23 protein-coding genes are annotated in these 23,585 nt (G+C 71.8%); 13 read left to right on the top strand and 10 right to left on the bottom strand.

All coding sequences use genetic code 11. The features are described 5' to 3' along the window. Window positions 1-7 precede the first annotated feature (7 nt). Window positions 8-940, bottom strand: a complete 933-nt coding sequence (locus ACHFIV_RS14525; protein ID WP_398967901.1) for a LysR family transcriptional regulator — start codon at window positions 938-940, stop codon at window positions 8-10. A 96-nt stretch (window positions 941-1,036) separates the two neighbouring features. Between ACHFIV_RS14525 and ACHFIV_RS14520 the strand changes: the two genes are divergently transcribed. Genes ACHFIV_RS14520 through ACHFIV_RS14510 form a run of 3 tightly spaced genes read left to right on the top strand, consistent with a single transcriptional unit; the run spans window position 1,037 to window position 4,435 of the window. Next, window positions 1,037-1,741 (top strand): succinate dehydrogenase, encoded by a 705-nt coding sequence (locus ACHFIV_RS14520; RefSeq protein WP_398967898.1) that lies wholly within the window; start codon window positions 1,037-1,039, stop codon window positions 1,739-1,741. A gap of 1 nt (window position 1,742) precedes the next feature. Further along, window positions 1,743-3,692 (top strand): fumarate reductase/succinate dehydrogenase flavoprotein subunit, encoded by a 1,950-nt coding sequence (locus ACHFIV_RS14515; protein WP_398967896.1) that lies wholly within the window; start codon window positions 1,743-1,745, stop codon window positions 3,690-3,692. Beyond that, window positions 3,689-4,435, top strand: a complete 747-nt coding sequence (locus ACHFIV_RS14510) for a succinate dehydrogenase/fumarate reductase iron-sulfur subunit (protein ID WP_398967893.1) — start codon at window positions 3,689-3,691, stop codon at window positions 4,433-4,435. The genes ACHFIV_RS14515 and ACHFIV_RS14510 overlap by 4 nt, the downstream gene beginning before the upstream one ends. 13 nt (window positions 4,436-4,448) lie before the next feature. Here ACHFIV_RS14510 and ACHFIV_RS14505 read toward each other — a convergent pair whose 3' ends face one another. Next, complete coding sequence (locus ACHFIV_RS14505; protein ID WP_398967890.1) at window positions 4,449-6,875, bottom strand: ABC transporter; 2,427 nt, start codon at window positions 6,873-6,875, stop codon at window positions 4,449-4,451. A gap of 98 nt (window positions 6,876-6,973) precedes the next feature. Continuing rightward, complete coding sequence (locus ACHFIV_RS14500) at window positions 6,974-7,165, bottom strand: DUF6381 family protein (RefSeq protein WP_398967888.1); 192 nt, start codon at window positions 7,163-7,165, stop codon at window positions 6,974-6,976. 154 nt (window positions 7,166-7,319) lie between these two features. Between ACHFIV_RS14500 and ACHFIV_RS14495 the strand changes: the two genes are divergently transcribed. Further along, on the top strand, window positions 7,320-8,120 hold the full coding sequence (locus tag ACHFIV_RS14495) for an alpha/beta fold hydrolase (protein WP_398967886.1): 801 nt from the start codon (window positions 7,320-7,322) through the stop codon (window positions 8,118-8,120). Further along, the gene (locus tag ACHFIV_RS14490) at window positions 8,120-9,376 is read left to right on the top strand and encodes a PP2C family protein-serine/threonine phosphatase (RefSeq protein ID WP_398968230.1); all 1,257 of its coding nucleotides are present in this window, start codon (window positions 8,120-8,122) and stop codon (window positions 9,374-9,376) included. The genes ACHFIV_RS14495 and ACHFIV_RS14490 overlap by 1 nt, the downstream gene beginning before the upstream one ends. A 307-nt stretch (window positions 9,377-9,683) precedes the next feature. Here the strand turns inward: ACHFIV_RS14490 and ACHFIV_RS14485 are convergent, their stop codons facing one another. Then, the gene (locus tag ACHFIV_RS14485; RefSeq protein ID WP_398967883.1) at window positions 9,684-9,899 is read right to left on the bottom strand and encodes a dodecin; all 216 of its coding nucleotides are present in this window, start codon (window positions 9,897-9,899) and stop codon (window positions 9,684-9,686) included. Between the two features lie 204 nt (window positions 9,900-10,103). Here ACHFIV_RS14485 and ACHFIV_RS14480 point away from each other — a divergent pair, with 204 nt between their 5' ends. The 3 genes from ACHFIV_RS14480 to ACHFIV_RS14470 all read left to right on the top strand — a co-directional run bounded on the left by ACHFIV_RS14480 (window position 10,104) and on the right by ACHFIV_RS14470 (window position 13,186). Then, window positions 10,104-11,357 (top strand): extracellular solute-binding protein, encoded by a 1,254-nt coding sequence (locus tag ACHFIV_RS14480; protein ID WP_398967880.1) that lies wholly within the window; start codon window positions 10,104-10,106, stop codon window positions 11,355-11,357. Window positions 11,358-11,534: 177 nt separating this feature from the next. After that, window positions 11,535-12,350: a GNAT family N-acetyltransferase gene (locus ACHFIV_RS14475; RefSeq protein WP_398967878.1), complete on the top strand. Its 816-nt coding sequence runs from the start codon at window positions 11,535-11,537 to the stop codon at window positions 12,348-12,350. Continuing rightward, window positions 12,347-13,186, top strand: a complete 840-nt coding sequence (locus tag ACHFIV_RS14470) for a lysophospholipid acyltransferase family protein (protein ID WP_398967875.1) — start codon at window positions 12,347-12,349, stop codon at window positions 13,184-13,186. The genes ACHFIV_RS14475 and ACHFIV_RS14470 overlap by 4 nt, the downstream gene beginning before the upstream one ends. Here ACHFIV_RS14470 and egtD read toward each other — a convergent pair. Genes egtD through egtA form a run of 4 tightly spaced genes read right to left on the bottom strand, consistent with a single transcriptional unit; the run spans window position 13,129 to window position 17,478 of the window. Beyond that, window positions 13,129-14,091, bottom strand: a complete 963-nt coding sequence (gene egtD, locus ACHFIV_RS14465; protein ID WP_398967872.1) for an L-histidine N(alpha)-methyltransferase — start codon at window positions 14,089-14,091, stop codon at window positions 13,129-13,131. The two genes, ACHFIV_RS14470 and egtD, sit on opposite strands and share 58 nt — an antisense overlap. Further along, on the bottom strand, window positions 14,088-14,843 hold the full coding sequence (egtC, locus tag ACHFIV_RS14460) for an ergothioneine biosynthesis protein EgtC (RefSeq protein ID WP_398967870.1): 756 nt from the start codon (window positions 14,841-14,843) through the stop codon (window positions 14,088-14,090). The genes egtD and egtC overlap by 4 nt, the downstream gene beginning before the upstream one ends. Further along, window positions 14,843-16,183, bottom strand: coding sequence for an ergothioneine biosynthesis protein EgtB (egtB, locus tag ACHFIV_RS14455; protein ID WP_398967867.1), 1,341 nt, complete (start codon window positions 16,181-16,183; stop codon window positions 14,843-14,845). The genes egtC and egtB overlap by 1 nt, the downstream gene beginning before the upstream one ends. Beyond that, window positions 16,180-17,478: an ergothioneine biosynthesis glutamate--cysteine ligase EgtA gene (gene egtA, locus ACHFIV_RS14450; protein WP_398967864.1), complete on the bottom strand. Its 1,299-nt coding sequence runs from the start codon at window positions 17,476-17,478 to the stop codon at window positions 16,180-16,182. Before egtA ends, egtB begins: the two co-directional genes overlap by 4 nt. A 147-nt stretch (window positions 17,479-17,625) precedes the next feature. Here egtA and ACHFIV_RS14445 point away from each other — a divergent pair, with 147 nt between their 5' ends. Then, window positions 17,626-18,462, top strand: a complete 837-nt coding sequence (locus ACHFIV_RS14445) for a TIGR02452 family protein (RefSeq protein ID WP_398967861.1) — start codon at window positions 17,626-17,628, stop codon at window positions 18,460-18,462. Here ACHFIV_RS14445 and ACHFIV_RS14440 read toward each other — a convergent pair. After that, a complete protein-coding gene (locus ACHFIV_RS14440; protein ID WP_398967858.1) occupies window positions 18,447-18,914 on the bottom strand; it encodes a type II toxin-antitoxin system PemK/MazF family toxin in 468 nt (155 codons plus the stop codon). The genes ACHFIV_RS14445 and ACHFIV_RS14440 overlap by 16 nt on opposite strands. Before the next feature lie 246 nt (window positions 18,915-19,160). Between ACHFIV_RS14440 and ACHFIV_RS14435 the strand changes: the two genes are divergently transcribed. Then, window positions 19,161-20,189 (top strand): LacI family DNA-binding transcriptional regulator, encoded by a 1,029-nt coding sequence (locus ACHFIV_RS14435; protein ID WP_398967856.1) that lies wholly within the window; start codon window positions 19,161-19,163, stop codon window positions 20,187-20,189. Window positions 20,190-20,249: 60 nt separating this feature from the next. Continuing rightward, on the top strand, window positions 20,250-20,681 hold the full coding sequence (locus ACHFIV_RS14430) for a hypothetical protein (RefSeq protein ID WP_398967854.1): 432 nt from the start codon (window positions 20,250-20,252) through the stop codon (window positions 20,679-20,681). 75 nt (window positions 20,682-20,756) lie between these two features. Here the strand turns inward: ACHFIV_RS14430 and trxA are convergent, their stop codons facing one another. Next, complete coding sequence (gene trxA, locus ACHFIV_RS14425; RefSeq protein ID WP_398967852.1) at window positions 20,757-21,146, bottom strand: thioredoxin; 390 nt, start codon at window positions 21,144-21,146, stop codon at window positions 20,757-20,759. Between the two features lie 115 nt (window positions 21,147-21,261). Here trxA and ACHFIV_RS14420 point away from each other — a divergent pair, with 115 nt between their 5' ends. Beyond that, complete coding sequence (locus ACHFIV_RS14420) at window positions 21,262-22,710, top strand: dihydrolipoyl dehydrogenase family protein (RefSeq protein WP_398967849.1); 1,449 nt, start codon at window positions 21,262-21,264, stop codon at window positions 22,708-22,710. 508 nt (window positions 22,711-23,218) lie between these two features. Continuing rightward, the gene (locus ACHFIV_RS14415) at window positions 23,219-23,527 is read left to right on the top strand and encodes a hypothetical protein (RefSeq protein ID WP_398967846.1); all 309 of its coding nucleotides are present in this window, start codon (window positions 23,219-23,221) and stop codon (window positions 23,525-23,527) included. Window positions 23,528-23,585 lie beyond the last annotated feature (58 nt).

Below are 23,585 nucleotides of genomic sequence, written 5' to 3'. Positions count from 1 at the left end.
GCCGTCCTCAGTCGTCGGCCGGGCTCCGTCCGCCGGCGGCCGGGGGCGCCGCGGGCGGCCCCGCACCCAGGAGCATGCGCTGGAGCTCACGCGCCGCCCGCGGGGGCTCGACATCGCTGCGGTGCGCCAGCGCGATCGTCCGCCGCAGGCCCGGCGAGGCCAGCGGCGTAGCCCGGAGGCCCTGGCCGGCCCGGACGGCCACCATGCGGGGGACCACGGCGATACCGAGGCCCGCGCGTACGAAGCCGAGCACGGCGTCCATCTCGCCGCCCTCCACGGTGAACGACGGCTCGAAGCCTTCCGCACGGCACGCGGCGACTGTCAGCTCCCGCAGGTCGTAGCCGTGCCGGAACATCACCAGCGGTTCGTTCTCGAGGTCGGCGACACGCACGGACCCCTTCCGCCCCGGTGCGGGGCGGGCCGCCGACGAGACCACCACCAGATCCTCGTGCAGGAGCTCCACCGTGGTGAGCGCGGGTGACGCGGCGGGCAGCGGCAGGACGAGCAGCGCGAGATCCAGAGCGCCCCGCGCCAGCTGCCGCACGAGGTCGTGCGAGCCGCCCTCCTCGATCAGCAGCCGGATCCCGGGGTGGGCGCCGTGGAAGGCACGCAGCACCTCGGGCAGCAGGCCGGTGCAGACACTCGGGGTCGCTCCGAGCCTGACGCGCCCCCGGCGCAGCTGTACCAGCTCCTGCACCTCGTGCCGCGCGGTGTCCGCGTCCGCCAGGATCCTGCGGGCCAGCGGCAGCAGCGCCTCTCCCGCGTCGGTCAGCGCGATGTTGCCTCGTGCCCGGCTGAACAGCTCGGCACCCAGTTCGTTCTCCAGGGCCTTGATCTGCTGCGAGAGCGAGGGCTGGGACACATGCACCTCCTCCGCGGCCCGGGTGAAGTGCCTGGCCTCCGCCACGGCCACGAAGTAGGCGAGCTGCTGGAAGTGCATACGGACGAGGGTACGCGCCTGCATAGCCAGCGCCTATGAAGATGAGTCGTTTCATGTCTTGGACTGATGATGCCCTTGCCCTCTAGCGTCGTGCCCATGGCATTGGCAACGCGGGACCGACGGCCGTCCATGACGCGTACGCTCTGGGACTCGTCCGTCGGCAAGAAGACGATCATGGCCGTGAGCGGCCTGATCATGCTGGGCTATCTGGTGGTCCACATGCTGGGCAACCTGAAGATCTTCTTCGGATCCGACGAGTTCAACCACTACGCGCACTGGCTCCGGACCCTCGGCGAGCCCTTCCTGCACCACGAGTGGGCGCTGTGGATCGTCCGTCTGGTGCTCGTCGCGGCCGTCGTCCTGCACGCGGTCTCCGCCTACCAGCTGAGCCGACGCGACCTCAAGGCGCGACCGACGGCGTATGTGCACAGGAAGGCGCGTTCGAGCTACGCCACGCGCACCATGCGCTACGGGGGCGTCATCCTCGCGCTGTTCATCGTCTGGCACATCCTGGACCTCACGACCGGCACCGTGCACACCGGCGGATTCCAGTCCGGGCACCCCTACCAGAACGTGCTCGACACCTTCTCGACCTGGTACGGCAACGTCATCTACATCGTCGCCGTGCTCGCTCTGGGACTGCACGTCCGACACGGTTTCTGGAGTGCGGCCCAGACCCTCGGCGTGGGCAGCGCGACCCGGAACCGCGTTCTGAAGACCCTCGCCGACGTCCTGGCAGTGTTGCTGACGGCCGGTTTCGTCTCCGTACCCGTAGCCGTGATGACCGGAGTGGTGAGCTGACATGAGCGACTACACGAACTACCGCACCGGCGAGCCCGTCGTCGACACCAAGGCGCCCACGGGCCCGGTCGCCGAGCGATGGGACACCCGCCGCTTCCAGGCGAAGCTCGTCAACCCGGCCAACCGCCGCAAGCACACCGTCATCGTCGTCGGGACCGGCCTGGCCGGCGGCTCGGCCGGTGCGACACTCGCCGAACAGGGTTACCACGTCGTCCAGTTCTGCTTCCAGGACTCACCCAGGCGGGCTCACTCCGTTGCCGCGCAGGGCGGGATCAACGCCGCCAAGAACTACCGCAACGACGGCGACTCGGTGCACCGCCTCTTCTACGACACCGTCAAGGGCGGCGACTTCCGCGCCCGCGAGTCCAACGTCCACCGCCTGGCGCAGATCTCCGTCGAGATCATCGACCAGTGCGTCGCCCAGGGTGTCCCCTTCGCCCGGGAGTACGGCGGGCTCCTCGACAACCGCTCCTTCGGCGGCGTCCAGGTCTCCCGCACGTTCTACGCCCGCGGCCAGACAGGACAGCAGCTCCTCCTCGGCGCCTACCAGGCACTGTCCCGTCAGATCGCCGCGGGCAACGTCGAACTGCACGCACGCACCGAGATGCTCGACCTGATCGTCGTCGACGGCAAGGCCCGCGGGATCGTGGCACGCGACCTCGTCACCGGGAAAATCGACACCTACTTCGCCGACGCGGTCGTCCTGGCCAGCGGCGGCTACGGCAACGTCTTCTACCTGTCGACGAACGCCATGAACTCCAACGCCACCGCCGTCTGGCGAGCCCACCGCCGCGGTGCCTACTTCGCGAACCCCTGTTTCACCCAGATCCACCCCACCTGCATCCCGCGCACCGGTGACCACCAGTCGAAGCTGACGCTGATGAGTGAGTCACTGCGCAACGACGGCCGCATCTGGGTCCCGAAGGCCAAGGGCGACGACCGCCCCGCCGGCCGGATCCCCGAGGACGAGCGGGACTACTACCTGGAGCGCGTCTACCCCGCCTTCGGCAACCTCGTGCCCCGTGACATCGCCTCGCGCGCCGCGAAGAACGTCTGCGACGAGGGCCGCGGCGTCGGCCCCGGAGGCCAGGGCGTCTACCTGGACTTCGCCGAGGCCATCGCACGCATGGGCAGGAAGAAGGTCGAGGAGAAGTACGGCAACCTCTTCGACATGTACGCGCGGATCACCGCCGAGAACCCGTACGAGACCCCGATGCGCATCTACCCCGCCGTGCACTACACGATGGGCGGCCTCTGGGTCGACTACGACCTCCAGACCACGATTCCCGGGCTCTTCGCCATCGGTGAGGCCAACTTCTCCGACCACGGTGCCAACCGCCTCGGCGCCTCCGCGCTGATGCAGGGCCTCGCCGACGGCTACTTCGTCCTGCCGTCCACGATCAACGACTACCTGGCCCGCAACCCGCACACGGAGGAGATCGACGCCGGCCACCCGGCGGTCACCGAAGCCGTCGCCGAGACCGAGGACAGGCTCAACCTCCTCCTCGCGGTCGACGGTGACCGCACTCCCGACTCCTTCCACCGGGAGATCGGCGAACTCATGTGGGAGTACTGCGGTATGGCCCGCACCGAGCAGGGGCTCCGCCAGGCCCTCGACCGGATCCCGCGTATCCGCGAGGAGTTCTGGCGCCGCGTCAAGGTGCCCGGCACCGGCGAACAGTTCAACCAGTCGCTGGAGAAGGCCAACCGCGTCGTCGACTACCTGGAGCTCGCCGAGCTCATGTGCCTCGACGCACTGCACCGCGCCGAATCCTGCGGCGGCCACTTCCGTGAGGAATCGCAGACCCCGGACGGCGAAGCCGCCCGCCGGGACGAGGAGTTCTCCTACGCCGCGGCCTGGGAGTTCAGCGCCACCGGCGACGCCCCCGTCCTGCACAAGGAAGACCTCGTCTTCGAGTACGTCCACCCCACTCAGCGGAGCTACGCATGAAGCTCACCCTGCGCGTCTGGCGCCAGCAGAACGCCGAGGCGCCCGGCGCCATGGCCACGTACGAAGTCGACGGCATCTCGCAGGACATGTCCTTCCTGGAGATGCTCGACACCCTCAACGAGGAGCTCATCCTCAGCGGTGACGAGCCCGTCGCCTTCGACCACGACTGCCGCGAGGGCATCTGCGGCGCGTGCAGCCTCGTCATCAACGGCGAAGCCCACGGTCCCGAGCGGACCACCACCTGCCAGCTCCACATGCGGTCCTTCGAGGACGGGGACACGATCGACATCGAGCCGTGGCGCGCCTCGGCCTTCCCCGTCGTCAAGGACCTCGTCGTCGACCGGTCCTCCTTCGACAGGATCATCCAGGCCGGCGGGTACATCTCCGCGCCCACCGGCACGGCGCCCGACGCCCATGCCACCCCGGTGCCCAAGCCGGACGCCGACTCGGCCTTCGAACACGCCGAGTGCATCGGCTGCGGCGCGTGCGTCGCCGCATGCCCGAACGGCTCGGCGATGCTGTTCACCTCCGCCAAGGTCAACCACCTCAACGTGCTCCCGCAGGGAGCGCCCGAGCGGGAGACCCGGGTGCTCGACATGGTCGCCACCATGGACGACGAGGGATTCGGCGGCTGCACGCTCACCGGCGAATGCGCCACGGCCTGCCCCAAGGGCATCCCGCTGCCGTCGATCACCGCCATGAACAAGGAATGGCTCCGGGCCAACCGCAAGGTCCGCCGCTGACCCGGGCGGGGGGTCAGCCCGTCCGCAACGCCTTCGCCAGGTACGCGGACGTACGGCTCCCCGCCGCACGGGCGACCTCCCGGGGTGTGCCCGTGGCGACGATCCGGCCGCCCCGGTGCCCACCACCGGGCCCCAGATCGATCACTCGGTCCGCGCCGGCCACCACCGCCATGTCGTGCTCGACGACCACCACCGTGTTCCCCGCGTCCACCAGGCCGTGCAACTGCCGCATCAACACCTCCACATCGGCCGGATGCAGTCCCGTCGTCGGCTCGTCCAGCAGGTACAGCGTGTGCCCACGCCGGGCACGCTGGAGTTCCGCGGCGAGCTTGATCCGCTGCGCCTCACCACCCGACAGTTCCGTCGCCGGCTGGCCCAGACGCAGGTATCCGAGCCCCACGTCGGTCAGGGCCCGCAGGCTGCGCCCGGCCGCCGGACTGTCCGCGAGGAAGGAGGCCGCCGCCTCCACCGTCAGGTCGAGCACCTCGGCGATCGTGAGACCGCGCAAGGTGACCTCGAGGGTCCGAGGGTCGTAACGCGAACCGTGACAGTCCGGGCAGGGGGTGTACGTGCTGGGCAGGAAGAGCAGTTCGACCGAGACGAACCCCTCGCCCTGGCAGGTCTCGCACCGCCCGCCCGCCACGTTGAAGGAGAACCGGCCGGCCCGGTACTTCCGGGCGCGTGCCGTCTCCGTGTCCGCGAACAGCTTCCGCACGACGTCGAACAGCCCTGTGTACGTGGCGAGGTTGGACCGGGGCGTACGGCCGATCGGCTTCTGGTCGACCTGCACGAGCCGGTCGACCGCGTCGGTCCCCTCCGCCGACGCGCAGCCCCGTGCCACCGGCGCGGCAGGGGCATCCGCCGTGTCCACCGGGCGCCGGTCGGCGAGCACCCCCGCCAGGACCTGGCCGACCAGGGTCGACTTGCCCGACCCCGACACACCGGTGACCGCCGTCAGCACCCCGAGCGGGAACGCGGCGTCGACTCCGCGCACGTTGTGCAGGTCCACCCCGCGCAGCGTGATCCAGCCGGAGGGGGCGCGCGGTTCGCGCGCAGGCGCCGGACCCTCCTCGAAGAGGAACCTCCGGGTCGCCGACCCCGCCACTCCGGCGAGGTCCGCCGGCGGACCGCTGTGCAGGACCCGCCCTCCGTGCTCGCCCGCCAGCGGCCCCACATCCACCAGCCAGTCGGCGTGCCGCACCACGTCCATCTGGTGCTCCACCACGAACACCGAATTGCCGGCCTGCCTGAGCCTGTCGAGCACGCCGAGCAGTGACTCCGTGTCGGCCGGGTGCAGTCCGGCGGAGGGTTCGTCCAGCACGTACACGACGCCGAAGAGGCCCGACCGGAGCTGCGTGGCGAGCCTCAGCCGCTGAAGCTCGCCGGAAGACAGGGTGGGGGCCGTGCGGTCGAGGCTGAGATAGCCGAGCCCCAGCTCCGTCACCGGCTCGATCCTGGCCAGCAGGTCCGCTGTGAGCAACCGTGCCGTGTCGCTGCCGCCTCCCGCCGCCAGCAGGACCTCGGCGAGGGAGGCCAGGGGCAACGAGACCAGTTCGGCGATGGTGCGTCCGGCGAAGGTGACCGCCATGGCCTCCGGCCGCAGCCGGCCGCCCCCGCACACCGGACACGGCGCACTCGTCAGGAAGCGCTCCGCCTTAGCCCGAAGCGTCCGGCTCCTGGACTCCGCGAAGGTGTGCATGACATAGCGGTGGGCGCTCATGTACGTGCCCTGGTAGGGGCGTTGGATACGGCCCGCGTCGCGCACCGGATGGACCGTCACGACCGGCTGCTCGTCGGTGAACAGGATCCACTCGCGGTCGGAGGGGGCCAGCTCCCGCCACGGTCGCTCGATGTCGTACCCCAGGGCGTCCAGCACGTCACGCAGGTTCTTGCCCTGCCAGGCACCCGGCCACGCCGCGACCGCCCCCTCCCGGATCGACAACGAGGGGTCCGGCACGAGCAGTTCCTCGTCGGTGCGGTGGATCAGCCCCAGCCCGTGGCACTCGGGGCAGGCCCCGGCAGCCGTGTTCGGGGAGAAGGCGTCGGAGTCGAGCCGCTCGGCCCCCGGCGGGTAGTCGCCGGCGCGTGAGAGGAGCATGCGCAGGGAGTTGGACAGCGTGGTGACCGTGCCGACCGACGAACGCGACCCGGGGGCGGACCGGCGCTGCTCCAGGGACACGGCGGGCGGCAGACCGGTGATCTCCCCGACATCCGGAGCCCCGACCTGGTGGATCAGCCGGCGGGCGTACGGGGCCACGGACTCGAAGTAGCGGCGCTGTGCCTCGGCGTAGATCGTCCCGAACGCCAGGGACGACTTCCCCGAGCCGGAGACTCCCGTGAAGACCACGAGCGCGTCGCGCGGAATGTCGACGTCCACATCGCGGAGGTTGTGCTCGCGCGCGCCGCGCACCCGTACGTACGGATCCTGTGGGGTGGACATCGGTGGTGGCGCTCCGTGGGGGGTCGGCGGGGCGGACGTGCTTGTACCGGTGATCCTCCCGCACCCGTGAGGACCACCGGCAGCGCGGGGTGCCGGACCTACACCATCGGGTCCATGCCGCGGTCGTTCATGGAGCTCTCCTTCTCGCTCTGCTCCCGCAGGCGGCCGGCCTTGTCCCGGAGCCGCTGCCGCTGTTCCGGATCGGTGGAGCGTTCCGCGGCCTCGGTGAGTTCCTGCGCCTTGGCGCGCAGCTGCTGGGCCCGACCGCCGGATTCGCCTGCAACGCTCATGATCACTCCTGGATCTGTGGGGAAGCGGACAGCATCAGCGAATCAGGGCTCCGGCGCCCGTGCATCTCGACCGGTCACCCAGTGCTATCCGCACTGTTCAGGCCCGTACGGCGCAGACCGGGCCGTCAGGTGCGGGGAGTGGCAGGATGTTCCCATGGACGTTCTGCGAAGAAACCGCGTGTCGGTGACGGGCAGGGAAGACGGCCCCGTCGTGATGCTCGCGCACGGTTTCGGATGTGACCAGAACCTGTGGCGACTCGTCGCCCCTGAGCTGGAGAAACGCTTCCGGGTGGTCCTCTTCGATCACGTGGGCGCCGGACGCTCCGATGCGTCCGCCTGGAGCCCGGAGCGGTACTCCTCCCTCGACGGCTACGCGGAGGACGTGATCGAGATCTGCCGGGCGCTCGGGCTCGGGCCCGTGACCTTCGTCGGCCATTCGGTCAGCTCCATGATCGGCGTGCTCGCCGCCAACCGGGAACCCGGGCTGTTCGACAGGCTGATCCTCCTCACGCCGTCGCCGTCCTACATCGACGACGGTGACTACCGGGGCGGTTTCAGCGCGCAGGACATCGAGGAGCTGCTCGATTCGCTGGACAGCAACTACCTGGGCTGGTCCGCGACGATGGCGCCGGTGATCATGGGTAATCCGGAGCGCCCCGAGCTGGGTGAGGAGCTGACCAACAGTTTCTGCCGCACGGACCCGGAGATCGCGCGGGTGTTCGCGAGAGCCACCTTCCTGTCCGACAACCGGGCGGATCTGGCCGACGTGACCGTGCCGACGTTCATCGCCCAGAGCGCGCGCGACTCGATCGCCCCGCGCGAGGTGGGGGCCTTCGTCCACGCACAGATCCCTGGCAGCGAGCTGGTCACGCTGGACTCGACCGGCCACTGCCCCCAGTTGAGCGCCCCCGAGGAGACGACCGAGGCGATCATCGCCTTCATGCAGAGGCCGTGATGGCGCGCCCGGACGGCGAGGAGGCCGACGGGGCGTGGGCCGCGGGAGACCGCGACCAGGAGCAGCTGCCCTTCTCCGCCCTGCTGGACGACAGCGCGGAGGACCTCTACGAGAACGCTCCGTGCGGCTACCTCTCCACGCTGCTCGACGGACGGATCGCCAAGGTCAACGGAACCCTGCTCACGTGGCTGGGTTACCGGCGCGAGGAACTGGTCGGCCGCAGACAGTTCTCCGACCTGCTGACCGTGGGCGGCAGGCTGTACCACGAGACCCACTTCGCGCCCTTGCTGCGGATGCAGGGCGAGGTCAAGGGTGTCGCGCTGGAGCTGAGGGCCTCGGACGGCAGCCGGCTGCCCGTCCTGGTCACCTCCATCGTCAAGCGGGACAGCAGCGGCGAGCCGTTGCTCATCCGGACCACCCTCCTCGACGCGGGTGACAGGCGTGCCTACGAGCAGGAGCTGCTGCGGGCCAGGCAGGAGGCCGAGGGCGAACGCGAACGCCTGCGCCGTCTCGCCACGACGCTGCAGCGCACGCTGATCCCACCGGCTCTCGAACCGGTTCCGGGGCTGGACGTCGCGGCGCACTACCACTTCGCGTCCTCCGACGAGGTGGGCGGGGACTTCTACGACCTGTTCCCGCTGGCCGCCGGACGCTGGGGATTCTTCATGGGGGACGTGCGGGGCAAGGGCGCGGACGCGGCCGTGGTGACGTCGCTGGCGCGCTACACGCTGCGGGCCGCAGCGGTGTCCGATCCGGTGCCGGCCAGAGTCCTGGCCAACCTCAACACCGCGCTCACCCAGCAGTTCCAGGACGACGAGCCGCGTTTCTGCACGGTGATCTTCGGTCTGCTGGAGCCGGAAGGGGGCGACATGGGATTCCATGTCGTCCTGGCCGGCGGCGGACATCCCCCCGCCGTCCTTCTGCGGGCCGACGGCAGCGCCGACTACCTGCCCACGCCCGGTGGCCAGCTCGTCGGCGTCGTGCCTGACGCGCAGTTCACGACGGCCACCGTCGGTCTGCGCCCCGGTGACACGATGCTGCTCTACACCGACGGTCTCACCGAGGCCCATGATCCCGTCACGGACGAACGGTACGGGGACGAGGCGCTGCTGGAATTCGCGCGGGCCCTGGCGCCCGTATCGGCCCACCGTGCCGTGGAGGCGGTCACCGGACTCCTGGACTCGTTCGGTGAGGGACTGGACGACGACATCGCACTCCTGGCGGTCGGCGTGCCCCACGGAGGGCGTCCGTCCTGAGATGAGGCGGTCCCGCCGGTGAGGAGGCGCCGCACGGTCCGCCGGTGTGCCAGGGAGCGCGGCGCCCGGTCCCGGCCCGCCACGCCGGGCAGCGGATCACCGTGACGGCCGGTGCGCGGGCGCGAGGTCGTGTCCGACGCGGCCACGAGGCGGGTGCGCGACGCGGCCCGAAGGACCCGGCGCGAAGTCGTGCCTGGCCGGCGGACCGTCGCGCCGCCGTCGTCGACGTGCGTCCCGGAGCGGGAGGGCGCACCGGGAGGACCGGACGCGGACGGCGCACCCGGGCGGAGGAGGCGTGGCCGGCCGGTCAGGCCTTCTCGTCGAGCCGGAAACCGACCTTGAGGCCGACCTGGTAGTGGGCGATGCGGCCGTTCTCGATGTGGCCGCGGACCTGCGTCATCTCGAACCAGTCGAGATTGTGCAACGTTTCGGAGGCTCGTGCGACGCCGTTCCGGATCGCCGCGTCCAGGCCCTCCTCGGAGGTTCCTACGATCTCGGTGACCCGATAAGTGTGATTGGACATCTAATGTCTCCTTTCGTGGTTCCACGGTGCCTCACCCGCCGACGGCGCGCGAGGCGTCCCGGCGGCCATCGGTGGGACGCGGGGGCTTGACCTGCGGATTGGTCCATACCAAACTCCGAGCCATACGCCCGTGCGAGCGCCGCCCGCAGTCCCCCCACCCGGGTCCTGTCATGCCGTCGTGCCGTTCCGCAGAAGGTGACCCCCGTGAAGATCCGCATACTGGCCGGAGCCGTCGCGCTCGTTTCCTCCGTCGTGCTGAGTGGCTGTGGGTATCTCCCGGGCGCGGGGGCCGACAGGAGCACGGTGACGGTATGGCTGATGAAGGGCAGCGCCTCCGAGGACTTCGTCGACCGCTTCAAGAAGTCGTACGAGGCCGAGCACCCCTCGGTCGAACTGGAGTTCATCATCCAGGAGTGGGGCGGAATCGGCCCCAAGGTCCTGAAGGCGATCGAGGGCGACGACGCGCCGGACGTCATCGAAGTCGGCAACACCCAGGTCGCGCAGTACGCGGAGAGCGGGGAACTGCGCGACCTCACCCTGGAGTCGATGCGTGACCTGGGCGGGGAGGACTGGCTGCCTGGCCTCGCGGAACCGGGCAAGGTCAACGGCGGACAGTACGGGATCCCCTGGTACGCGGCCAACCGCGTCGTGATCTACAACAAGGACCTCTTCGCCCAGGCCGGGATCACCGAACTCCCCAGGACCCGTGAGGAGTGGGTGGACATCAGCGAGAAACTGGACACCGCCGGCCGGCAGGGCATCTACCTCGCCGGGCAGAACTGGTACGTCCTCGCCGGTTTCATCTGGGACGAGGGCGGCGAGCTGGCGGACGACAGCGGTGGCGACTGGCAGGGCGCACTGGACTCGCCCGCCGCGCTGCGGGGCATGGACTTCTACAAGACGCTCCAGGCGCTCGGCAGCGGACCCAGGGACGCCGACGAGCAGTCGCCACCGGAGACCGATGTGTTCGCCGGGGGCAAGGTCGCCCAGATCATCTCCGTGCCCGGCAGCGCGGCGCTCATCGAACAGCGGAACCCCGGACTCAAGGGAAAGCTCGGCTACTTCCCCATCCCCGGCAAGAGCGCGAACAAGCCGGGCGCCGTCTTCACCGGAGGGTCCGACCTGATCGTGCCGGAGGCCGCCGACCACCGCGGCGAAGGCATCGACGTCGTCAAGGCGCTCGCGGGGGAGAAGTGGCAGACGGAACTCGCCCGGGCCATGAGCTACGTCCCCAACAAGCCGGTCCTCGCGCACGTGGTCGAGGGACAGGAAGGCACCTCCGCGATGGCGGAAGGCGCCGCCGAAGGCCGCGCCACCCCAAACTCACCCCACTGGCCGGCCGTCGAGGCCGACAACCCGATCAAGCCGTACATGACGGCGGTGCTGGAGGGCGGGGACCCGGCTGTGGAAGCGAAGAAGGCCTCCGACCGCATCACGTCGAAACTGATCACGGGCTGACCGGCACCGGGAGCGGCCGGGTCGCACCCGCGATCCGGGGATTCAGCCGTCGCACATCCCCTCGCTCCACAGCGGTCACGTCGAATCCAGCCGGTCACGGAAGAAGTAGGGGGCCGGGCCGTCGCACTCCTGCGGCAGCCCGGCAGCCGCCCCGCTGATCCGTCCCCGGAGACCGCCATGACCGTGCTGCCCCTCGCCTCACCCGCCCCCTCACCCGTCGGCGTCCCCGCGCCGCGACGACCGGCCGCCGCCGCACCCTCGGGATACCGGGTATCGCTTGCCTCCGGCCCGGACGACGTACGGGCCGCCCAGCGCCTGCGCCACCTGGTCTTCGCCGGTGAACTCGGCGCCCGGCTCGACAGCGCAGAACCCGGCCTGGACAGCGACGCCTTCGACATCCACTGCGACCACCTGCTGGTACGCGAGGTGGCCACCGGAGAGGTGGTCGCCACCTACCGGCTGCTCCCGCCCGAAGGCGCCAGGCGGGCAGGAGGCCTCTACGCGGAAGGCGAGTTCGACCTGCGGCGGCTCGGCCCGATCCGCGACGACCTCGTCGAGGTGGGCCGGTCCTGCGTCCACCCGGCCCACCGGGACGGTGCCGTCATCGCCCTGATCTGGGCCGGGCTCGCCCGCTACATGGAGCGCACCGGCCACACCTGGCTGGCGGGCTGCTGCTCCGTGCCCCTCGCCGACGGAGGCGCACTCGCCGCCCGCAGCTGGGACACCGTACGGACCCACCACCTCGCGCCCGAACAGTACTGGGTCACCCCCCACCGCCTCTGGGACTCCACCGGCCACCCCGGCGGCGGGGCGGGCGGCCGCGCGGGACTGCCCCCGCTGCTGCGCGGATACCTGCGCCTCGGCGCCTGGGTCTGCGGAGCGCCCGCGCATGACCCGGATTTCGACGTGGCGGACCTCTACGTCCTGCTCTCGATGCGCCGGACTGACCCCCGCTACCTGCGCCACTTCCTCTCGCTGGCCCCGCTGCGATGAGTGCCTGGCTGCCCGTCGCCCCCTGCACCCCGCGTGACTGCGCGCGTCACGAGGGCCCCGCGCGCACGGCGCTGCCGGCGGCGGCCCTGCTGCTCGCCGGTTGCGCCCTCACCGTCGTCGGGGTGATGTGCGTGCCGGTGGCGCTGCTCCTGCGGCCGTCCCACCGTGACCGGCTGACCCGCCGATGGGCGTACACGGTGGTGCGTGCCTTCGGCGTACGCGTACGGGTCACCGGGAACCCGGACCGGCCGGCCGGACCCCCCTCGGGTGAACTCGTGGTCGCCAACCACGTCTCGTGGCTGGACGTCCCACTCGTGGCCGCCGTGCTCCCCGCCCGCATGGTCGCCAAGAGCGAGATCCGCCACTGGCCGCTGCTGGGCCCGGTTGCCGCCCTGGGCGGCACGCTGTTCATCGAGCGGGACCGGCTGCGGTCCCTGCCGCACGCGGTTCGGGCCGTCGCCGGGGCGCTGGCCTCCGGCGCACGGGTCGCGGTCTTCCCGCAGGGCAGCACCTGGTGCGGGCGGAGCGGCGGCGGCCGGTTCCGGCCGGCCGCCTTCCAGGCCGCGATCGACGCCGGCTCCGCCGTCCGCCCGGTCCGCATCAGCTACCGGACGACCGGGACGGACGCGGCGGGAGCCGCCGCGTTCGTCGGGGACGATCCGCTCGCCGTCTCCCTGTGGCGCGTGGTGACGGCGGCCGGGCTCACCGCCGAGATCCGGATCCTCCCGCCCATCCCCGCGGAGGCGGGGACCGACCGCCGGACCCTGGCGCGCGCGGCTCAGTCCGCCGTCGCCAGCGACAGCGCGAACCTGCCCGCCGCGTCCGTCCACCACTGATCCAGCCGCAGGCCCGCCGCGGCGAGTTCGTCGCGCACCCGCTTCTCACGGAACTTCGCCGAGATCTCCGTACGCAGTTCCTCACCCTCCTCGAACTGCACCACGAGGTCGAGCTCCCGGACCTTGACCGTCATGGCCCGGCGGGCGCGCAGCCGCATCTCGATCCACTCGTGGTCCGCGTCCCAGAGGGCCACATGGCTGAAGTCGCCGGCCGGGAAGTCAGCACCCAGCTCGCGGTTCACCACCGCCAGCACGTTCTTGTTGAAGGCGGCCGTGACCCCGGCCGCGTCGTCGTACGCCGCGACGAGGGTCGCCTCGTCCTTGACCAGGTCCGTACCGAGCAGCAGCCCGTCCCCGGGTGCGAGCCGCGCCCGTACGGACCGCAGGAAGCCGGCCCGCTCCTCGGGCAGCAGATTGCCCAGCGTCCCGCCGAGGAACACCACCAGCCGGGGGCCGGGGCTCTCGGGCAGTTCCAGCACCTGGGTGAAATCGGCCACGAGCGCGTGCACGGAGAGCTCCGGCCTGTCGGCCAGCAACGCCTTCGCCGCGCCCGTGAGGGCACTCTCACTGACGTCCACCGGCACGTAGGTGTGCAGGTCCGGCAGCGCGTCCAGCAGGTGTCTCGTCTTCTCCGAGGAACCCGAGCCCAGCTCGATCAGGGTCCGGGCCCCGGACACCGCCGCGATGTCACCGGCACGGGCGATCAGGATCTCCCGTTCGGCACGCGTCGGGTAGTACTCCGCCAGCCGGGTGATCTCCTCGAAGAGGTCACTTCCCCGTGCGTCGTAGAACCACTTGGGCGGCAGGGTTTTCGGGTGCCGCGTCAGACCGCTCAGCACGTCGGCGCGCAGCGCCGCGTCCGTCGCGTCCGCAGGCAGGGAGCGGGTCAGCAGGAAGGGACTCACGCGGTGGGCTCCTCGAGCGGGGTCAGCAGGACATCGGTGCGCGTCGCGGTCAGCAGGGTGCGGTCCGGGACCTCGCGCCAGGACGGATCGTCGTCGTACGGTTCCGAGGCCACCACCGTGCGGGTGCCCGGGTCGTGGAGAAACCAGAGCGAGTCCCCCCACGCGGTCGCCACGATGGTGGTGCCGTCGGTGAGCAGCAGATTGAGGCGTGAACCGGGGGCGGCGGCGCCGACATCGAGGACCGTGCCGGCGACCGCCCGCCCTATCGCCTCGCCCCCCGCCGCCCGGTGCAGCACCAGCGCCCAGATGAGTGCCGAATCGCTCCGCGCCTCAAGGCCGAGCAGCCGCCCGGGCGGCAGGGCGCCGGCCAGCGGTGCCAGGGAACCGGGCCACCCCCGCACCGCGCCGTTGTGGCTGAACAGCAGACGCCCCTCGGCGAAGGGAGCCGCCGCGGCCTCCCCGTCCGCCCCGGCGAACGTCGCGTCACGTACCGCCGCGAGCAGCGCCGTGCTGTGCACCACCCGGGTGAGATCGGCGAAGGTCTCGTCGCCCCAGACGGGCCCGGAGCGGCGGTACCGGCCCGGTACGGGGTCCCCCTCGGCATACCAGCCGACGCCGAACCCGTCGGCGTTGACGGTTCCGTACCGCTGGCGCCGCGGTGCCCAGGACTGGCGCACGAGCCCGTGCGCGGGGGTGACCAGCACATCCCCCAGAGCCGCGCGGGGCCCCAGGTAGGCGATGTGGCGGCACATCAGGCGTCCCTCGCGGTGCGGAACCCGGAGAAGATCTGACGCCGGACCGGGAGGTCCCAGTTCCGGAACGTGCCACGGCAGGCGACCGGGTCCACGGCGAACGAACCGCCGCGCAGGACCTTGTGCCCGGGTCCGAAGAAGACCTCCGAGTACTCGCGGTACGGAAACGCGACGAAGCCGGGATAGGGCAGGAAATCGCTCGACGTCCACTCCCACACATCGCCGATCAGCTGCCCCGCGCCCGCCGGTGAACGGCCGGCGGCGTAGGAACCGGCGGCGGCGGGCCGCAGATGCCGCTGGCCCAGGTTGGCCCGCTCGGGTGTCGGGTCCTCGTCACCCCAGGGGTAGCGCAGTGAACGCCCCGAGGCCGGGTCGTGACGTGCGGCCTTCTCCCACTCCGGCTCGGACGGCAGACGTCGCCCCGCCCAGCGGGCGTACGCGTCCGCCTCGTACCAGCTGACGTGGAGCACCGGCTCGTCCGCCCGCACGGGCTCCGTCACCCCGAAACGCCGTCGCAGCCACTGCCCCGAGTCCCGGTGCCAGAACAGAGGCGCGTTCAGCGAGTGTTCGCGGACCATCGCCCAGCCCTCGGGCGCCCACCAGCGTGCCTCGGTGTACCCGCCGTCGTCCATGAAGCGCTGATAGGCGCCGCACGTCACCGGGGCGGTGTCGATGTGGAACGCCGCCACTTCACGGCGGTGCGCCGGCCGTTCGTTGTCCAGGGCCCAGGGCTCGGTGGAGGTGCCCATGGTGAACGGGCCGCCGGGCACCAGGACTTCGGCAGGCAGCGTGACCGTATCGACGGGCCCGGGGGGCTCCGGCGCGCCGAGTACCGCCGGCCCCGAACGCAACTGATGGGTGATCAGCATCGTCTCGTCGTGCTGCTGTTCGTGCTGGGCGACCATGCCGAACGCGAAGCCGGCCCGCTCCAGCGGGCGTGACCCGCCGTGGAGCGTCGCGCCACCGAGGATGTCCAGGGCCCGGCCACGTACGTCGGCGGCGTACGTCCGTGCCTCCGCGGGCGCCAGCAGGGGGAGCGAGGGCCGGCTCGCCCGTGAATGCTCGAAGGCGTCGTAGAGCCCGTCGATCTCGGGGCGCAGTGCCTCGCGGCCTCCCACGGCCCGGAGCAGCCACAGCTCCTCCTGGTTCCCGATGTGCGCCAGGTCCCAGACCAGGGGCGACATCAAGGGGGAGTGCTGCGCGGTGAGTTCGTGGTCGTCGACGCTGTCGGTGAGCAGAGCGGTGCGCTCGCGGGCGGTGACCAGCGCGGCCACAGCCCGCTCGCGCAGCGCCTCCGCGTCGAGTTCCTGGCCGGTGTGGGCGGCGGGGATGTCAGTCATCGGGCCGAGCCCCTTCCGTGCGGCGCCGGTCCCGGGCCGGGGAGATCGTCGGCCGGACATCGGCCCCGGGCCACATAGCGTTCCTGGAAGGCGGCGACCGTGGCGAGGACGTGATCGCTCGCCCCCATCCTGGGCAGTGCCTCCAGCGCGGCCTCGAAGCAGGCGGCTGCCGCCCCCGCCAGCTCGGGGTCGCTCAACCCGTCGCGGGCCGCGGCCGTCCACAGCGGGTTGCGGGGCGCCGCGGCCGGGCCCGCGGTCTCGGCCAGAGGTTTCACGGTGCGGTACACGGTTTCGGCCGCCTCCGGGTCGTCGAAGAGAGCGGTGGTGACGGCCAGCGGTACCAGCCAGCCGTCGGTGCCGGTCTGGGCGTCGATCATGCGCAGCTCCAGGTGCCCGCGCGGGCGCACCGGGGGGAACAGCGTGGTGAGGTGGTAGTCGAGATCCGACCGCACCGGGGGACGCGGTCCGCTGCCGCGGATCCAGTCCCGGAAGGTCAGACCTTCCGGCACGTCCCAAGGGCCGTCGCCGCCCCGCACGCACATCACGGGCGTCGCGAGCACATGGGCGGACCAGGCGTCCCGGGGCGCGAGACGGCCCCCCGGGGCAAGCGTCCTGGCCGGGTCGAGCTCGGCCCACAGCGACTGCCGGGTGGAACGCCAGCCGGTGCGCCGGCCCTGCCGGAAGGGCGAATTGGCGAAGGCGGCCACCAGCACCGCACCCAGCAGGTGCGCGAGCTGCCAGCGCCGCCCGTAACCCAGTGGACCCGGTTCCTCCTCACCGGCGTCCAAGCAGACCTGGACGGAGGCGGAGGTGCACATCATGGCCCGGCCGGCGGAACCCGACCGGTCGAGGGCGGTCTCCATGGCGTCGTAGCGCGGCTCCCGCAGCAGGCGCCGGGGCGGCTGCCACGGATCCACGCCGATGCCCGCCAGGGCGAGGCCGGCCCGGCCGAGGGTGGCACGGACGGAAGCCAGATCGGCGGCCATGGTGTCGACGCACGCCATCAGGGAGCCCGCCGGCTGGGAACTGAGCTCCAGCTGACCCCCCGGCTCGAAGGTCAGGGCAGCGTCCAGGGGGGTCGCGCGCACGGCGTCGGCCGAGGCGCGGAGGCGGTCGTGCGGGACGGCTGCCTCGGGGTGCTCGCGGTCGTGCACGAGCCATTCGAGCTCCACACCGACCGTCCGGGGCGGTCCCGTCTTGAAACATATGCCGCGGAGCAGATCCTCCGCCTCCTCCTCGCCGAGGGGCGCGGCGTCGGCGGGCGGGCCGTGCTGGCCGAGAGTATGCGGGGGCATGCTGGGCCTCCTCTTCGGGTGCTTGCTTCCCACCCAAACCCTTACCGGGGGTTCGCACAAGGGTGCCCCTGAGCCACGGAAAACCGGTTGCGTCCATGCCGCCGTCGCGCCCAGCATGCCCCGTATGCACCACACGGGGGCGCGCCCATGAGCGCACGACTGCGCGGTATCGCGCGAGAGACCGAGGCCATCGTCACGGCCGGGCGGTACCGGACGCCCGAAGGGCGAGAGGTGACGATCGAACGCGCCCTGGCCACCGCGCTGTCCGGCACCCGGCTGTACGGACCCGATCCCGTACCCGTGGCGGCCCTGGACACCGACCGCAGCCCGGTCGTCGAGGTGACGGACGAGACGAGCCTGCGTGCGGCACGGCGGATGACGGGTGAGGCACCGGCCGAGGTCGCCGTACTGAACTACGCCTCCGCCCGCAACCCCGGCGGCGGCTACCTCAACGGCGCACAGGCCCAGGAGGAGTCCCTGTGCCGCGGCTCCGCGCTCCACGCCACGCTGCTGCGGGCCCCCGAGTTCTACGCGCACCACCGCGCCGAACGCTGCCCCCTCTACACCGACCGGGTCATCCACTCACCCGGCGTGCCGGTCTTCCGTGACGACCGGGGGAGGCTGCTGGAGTCGCCCCACGCCGTCGGCTTCCTCACCTCAGCCGCCCCCAACGCCGGAGTCATCCGCGGCGGAGACCCCGGGCCGGCTTCCCGCATACCCGCCGCGCTGGCGAGCCGGGCGGAACGGGTGCTCGAGGTCGCCGCCCTCCACGGCTACCGGCGGCTGGTCCTGGGCGCGTGGGGCTGCGGCGTGTTCATGAACGACCCGGACGAGGTGGCCGGCGCGTTCCGTGACCTGCTCACCGGCTCCGGGCGGTTCGCGGGCCACTTCGAGCAGATCGTCTTCGGCGTCCCGGACCGTGCTCCCGACTCCGCCGTCCGGCGGGCCTTCAGCCGGGCGTTCGGCGGTCAGTTCCAGCCGTAGCGCTCGCGCAGCCGCCCCACGACCAGGTCGAACCTCCCCCGGTCCAGCGCGCAGGCCTCACGCCGCATACCGTCCTCGTGCACCCGCAGTACCCGGTCCAGATCCACCCACGACGCCCGCCCCGAGCTGTCCCACGGCCCCGCGCCCAGCGCGACCCACTCGTGGTCCCCGTCGTGCTGCCTGCTGGACAACTGTACGGCGAGGAGGGTGCCCTCCTCCTCCCGGGCCACGACCAGGACCGGCCGGTCCTTGCCGCGCCCGTCCCTCTCCTCGAACGGCACCCACGTCCAGACGATCTCGCCCGGGTCCGGATCTCCGTCGCGGTCGGGGGCGTAGGAGGTGCGGACGGGCCCCGCGACGCGCGCGTCGGCCTCCGCGGTGGCGGCCGGGCCGCTGCGGCCGGGGAAGTCGGTCGTGCTGTCGCTGCTGTGGTTCGTGTGCTGGAACGTCATCGCAACACCGTAGGACCTGGAGCGCCCCGTCCGTGGAGCGGGTCGGCCGCCTCAACCCCCTGATCACCCGCGCGCCGTCACACGCCCGCCCGGCACCACCGTCACCGGCGCCCTCCTGACGCGGTCCGCCGCCCGAGCGTCGCCGACGCACTGTCAGGCGCAGCCGCCGGTACCACCGGCCGCCGTCCGGTTACGGCGCCCCGGCGCGTCTGCGGGGCGCCGGGGTCTGGAAGACTGCCGGACGCCATGAGCCAGTTACCCGAGCAGCCCGCAGGGATCTCCGTACCGACCAGCGCCGACGTGGCGCGGCTCGCGGGAGTCTCCCGGGCCACCGTGTCCTACGTCATGAACAACAACACGACCGTCCGGATCACTGATCCCACCCGCCGCCGGGTCAGGGAGGCCGCCGCCGACCTCGGCTACGTCCCGCACGCGGCGGCCCGGAGCCTGCGGGCCGGACACACCAGGACGGTGCTGCTGCCGTCCGTGCACGCGTCGGCGGGGCTTCCCTGCCAGCGGTTCTTCACCGGTCTCGAATGCGGACTGCGCCACCTCGACTACACCGTCGTCCACTACGGCAGCGTCGGCCTCGACGCCGACGCCGCGGCCATGGCCTGGGCGGAACTCCGTCCCGTGGCCGTCGTGGCGCCCGGCGGCCTCGGACTCACCCCGTACGGCATAGACGTGCTCACCCGCTCCGGCGCCAAGGCCGTGATCACTCTGGGGCCGCAGCCGGTGGACGGCGCGCACGCCCTCCTCATGGACCAGAGCGAGGTCGGCGGCTGCGCCGTCCGGCACCTGCTCTCACGCGGACGCCGCAGCATCGGGGTGGTCATGCCCCGGGAACCGGGCCTCGCCCAGCTCGCCGAACCCCGCCTCGCGGGAGCGGTGCGCGCCGTCGAGGACTCGGGGGCGGACGCCCACGTCCAGGCGCTTCCCCTGCCGTACGAGGAGAGGCCGGCCGACGACCTCGCCGCCCGATGGCGCTCGCTCGGCCTGGACGCCGTGTTCGCGTACAACGACGAATACGCCATGCTGCTGATGAGAGCGCTCCAGGACGCCGGCATCGACGTCCCGACCGAGACGGCTGTGATCGGCGCCGACGACCTGATGCTCGGCAGGCTCCTGCGGCCCCGGCTCAGCAGCGTCGCCACGGAGCTGGCGACCACGCAGCCACCGGCGCAGATGATCGACCGGCTGGTGCGGAATCCCGGTGGCGAGCCCGAGCACCACCGTCTGCTGCGGGCCGCGGTGGTGGCCCGCGAATCCAGCTGACACGGGTCCGGCGGGCGTTGCGACATGCGAGGCAGGCAGTGGATGTCTAGCGTCGTCGGCATGAGCCATCCGCAGAGCTACGAGATCCTGCTGTTCCCGGAACCGGAGGAGTCGGCCACCGGGGCCCCCGCGCCCGGCACCGCCATCCGTTCGGCGGTCGTGGCGGCCACCGGGGACACCGGGACATCGGGATACCCGCGCTACACGGGGGGCGGCATGGAGGCGGACATCGACCCGGCCTCGCGCACCGTGGAGGCCCTTCTGGTGGACGGCGCGGAGCTGGACTACGGACTGACGGTCAGGATCGCCGAGCGCGTCGGCGGTGCGGACGAAGCACGGTGGGAGGCAGCGGACACGGAGGGAGCGGAAGCGGAGGTGGAGGCAGCGGAGACGCAGGGCGGCGGCGCGGAAGCTCCCGCACCGACCGGGGAGACCCATGTACCGGGCCCCCCTCCGGCGCCTCCCACGCCGGAACAGCCCGGAAACGGCTGAACCCGCACCGGCCCATGACAAAGGCCCGGCCGGGACGGCCGGGCCCTCACCACGTCTGCCGCGCGTCCTCAGGGACTACTGCTGCTCCGAGTGGGTGTGCTGGGCCTGCTGCTGCTCCTCGACCGACTTCCGCACCTCGTCCATGTCCAGGTTGCGCGCCTGGCCGATGACGTCCTCGAGGGCCGCCTCGGGGAGCGCACCGGGCTGCGAGAAGACCGCGACGTTGTCACGGACGATCATCAGCGTGGGAATGGACCGGATCTCGAAGGCGGCCGCCAGTTCCTGCTGCGCCTCCGTGTCGACCTTGGCGAAGACCAGGTCGGGGTGGCGCTCGGACGCCGAGTCGTAGACCGGGGCGAACTGCCGGCACGGACCGCACCAGGAAGCCCAGAAGTCGATCAGCAGGAATTCGTTGTCGCTCACGACCTGATCGAAGTTTTCCTTGGTGAGCTCTACGGTGCTCATACTCTGTTACCTCTTCCTGGGACCGTTCGGACCTGTCCGGCACAACGGTGGCGTCACTTGCGGTATTCCGCCTGCCCATGTGGCTGCGGCGCACACCCGCGAGGACACTGTTCACATGACTGATGTTGATGGTGTGCGGAGCAACGAGTACGACGTGGTGGTCATCGGGGCCGGTCCCGTGGGGGAGAACGTCGCCGACCGGGCCAGGGCCGCCGGACTGAGCACCGCGGTGATCGAGTCCGAGCTCATCGGCGGCGAGTGTTCGTACTGGGCGTGCATGCCCAGTAAGGCGCTGCTGCGCCCGGTCGTCGCGCGTGCCGACGCCCGCCGCGTCCCCGGGCTGAGCGGCGCGGTCCAGGGACCGCTCGACGCGGACGCAGTCCTCGCCCATCGCGACGAGCAGACCTCTCACTGGAAGGACGACGGCCAGGTGGGCTGGCTGGACGGCATCGGCGCGGACGTCTACCGCGGCACGGGCCGGCTGACGGGAGTCCGGCAGGTGTCCGTCACGGGCGCCGACGGTGCCGAGCAGCGGCTCACCGCCCGACACGCCGTCGCCGTCTGCACCGGGAGCCGCGCCGTCGTCCCCGCTCTGCCCGGCATCGCCGACGCCCGTCCGTGGACGAGCCGCGAGGCGACCAGCGCCAAGGAGGTACCGGGCCGGCTGGTCGTGGTCGGCGGGGGAGTGGTCGGCGTGGAGATGGCGACCGTCTGGCAGGGGCTCGGCGCCGAGGTGACCCTGCTGGTCCGGGGCAAGGGCCTGCTCCCCAAGATGGAGCCGTTCGCGGGCGAACTGGTCGCCGAGGCCCTGACCGACGCCGGCGCGCGGATCCTGACAGGGGTGTCGGCCAAGGGCGTACGCAGGGCCGGCCACGACGGACCGGTCACCGTCGAACTGGACAACGGCGAACGGCTGGAGACCGACGAGATCCTCTTCGCCACCGGCCGGGCCCCGCGCACCGACGACCTCGGCCTCGACACGGTCGGCCTCGAGCCCGGGTCGTGGCTCACCGTCGACGACAGCTGCCTCGTGGAAGGCAGCGACTGGCTGTACGCGGTCGGCGACGTGAACCACCGGGCACTCCTGACCCACCAGGGGAAGTACCAGGCCCGCATCGCCGGCGCCGCCATCGCGGCCCGCGCGCAGGGAACCCCCCAGCTGGAGACGGACCGCTGGGGAGCCCACGCGGCCACCGCCGACCACGCCGCCGTCCCCCAGGTGGTGTTCACGGACCCGGAGGTGGCCTCGGTCGGCCTCACACTCGACGAGGCGGAGGCAGCCGGCCGCCGGGTCCGCGCGGTCGACTACGACCTGGCCTCGGTCGCCGGTTCCGGTCTGTACGCGCAGGGGTACAAGGGCCGGGCCAGGATGGTCGTCGACCTCGACCGCGAGATCCTGCTCGGCGTCACGTTCGTCGGACCGGGCATCGGCGAACTGCTGCACTCGGCGACGATCGCCGTGGCCGGGGAGGTCCCTGTCGGACGGCTCTGGCACGCGGTGCCCGCCTACCCGACGATCAGCGAGGTGTGGCTGCGGCTCCTGGAGACCTACCGGGAGCAGTAGCCGCTGCGGCACCCGCGCGGAGCGAAGGCGTCGCAGCGCGTGGTGACAGGCGGAACTCCTGTCCCGGGCCGTCGCATGCCGGCGGCCGGGGACAGGAGCCGCACAGCCGGTGAGGGCCGAGGGGCGTGTCGTGCCGACGTGCGGAACCGCCGCCGGGACCGCACCCCGTCAGTACGGCGGGGGCGGAGCGGTGTTCGTCCCGACCGCCACGCGCGGACCACGCACGAAGGTGGCCGCGGGCTCTTCATCCGCGCGGAGTTCGCCAGGCGGTGGGGAGCCCGCTTCGCCGACGAGCGGAAGACCATATGGACCGAGCAGGATGTACCTCCGCGCACTCCGGCGGCATCGGCCCGGCAGCGCACACCCACGGCGCACGTCCGCTCCGACGGCGGACGGCATGCACGCCCGGGCGCCGGTGACGGTTCGCCGCGCGAACCGGTGACTTCCGCGATCGGGGGCAGCCGGTACGGAACGCACGACGGTCACCCATCAGACGCGAGGAGCTGTCATGACCACCTTCGTCATCACCGTGCCCGGGACGTTCGTCACGGACGTCACGGACACCTCCCGGGCGGCTCTGGAGCGCAAGCTGGCCACCCGGCACACGGATCTGAGCGAGAGCGAAGGCCTCGACCTGCTCACACTCAACGACGACGGCACCTTCTCCGTGCGCCTCGAAGTCGGTGCGTCGGACCGGTACGAAGCGGAGCTGGACGCCGTGGGACTCGTGTCCTCGGCACTGCACGAGAGCGGGTTCGCGGAAGCCGACGCGCTGCTGGGCACTCCCGTGGTCACCGGGATCGACAGCGACCTGTGAGCGGCCGGTCCCCGCGCGCGGGGACCCCGGCGGGCCCACGCGGTCCTGAGCCCGGGTC

The organism is Streptomyces sp. ALB3, from assembly GCF_044385685.1.
GTDB lineage: Bacteria > Actinomycetota > Actinomycetes > Streptomycetales > Streptomycetaceae > Streptomyces.
The sequence above is the reverse complement of the archived record's forward strand: the minus strand, read 5'-3'. Positions and strand labels throughout refer to the sequence as shown.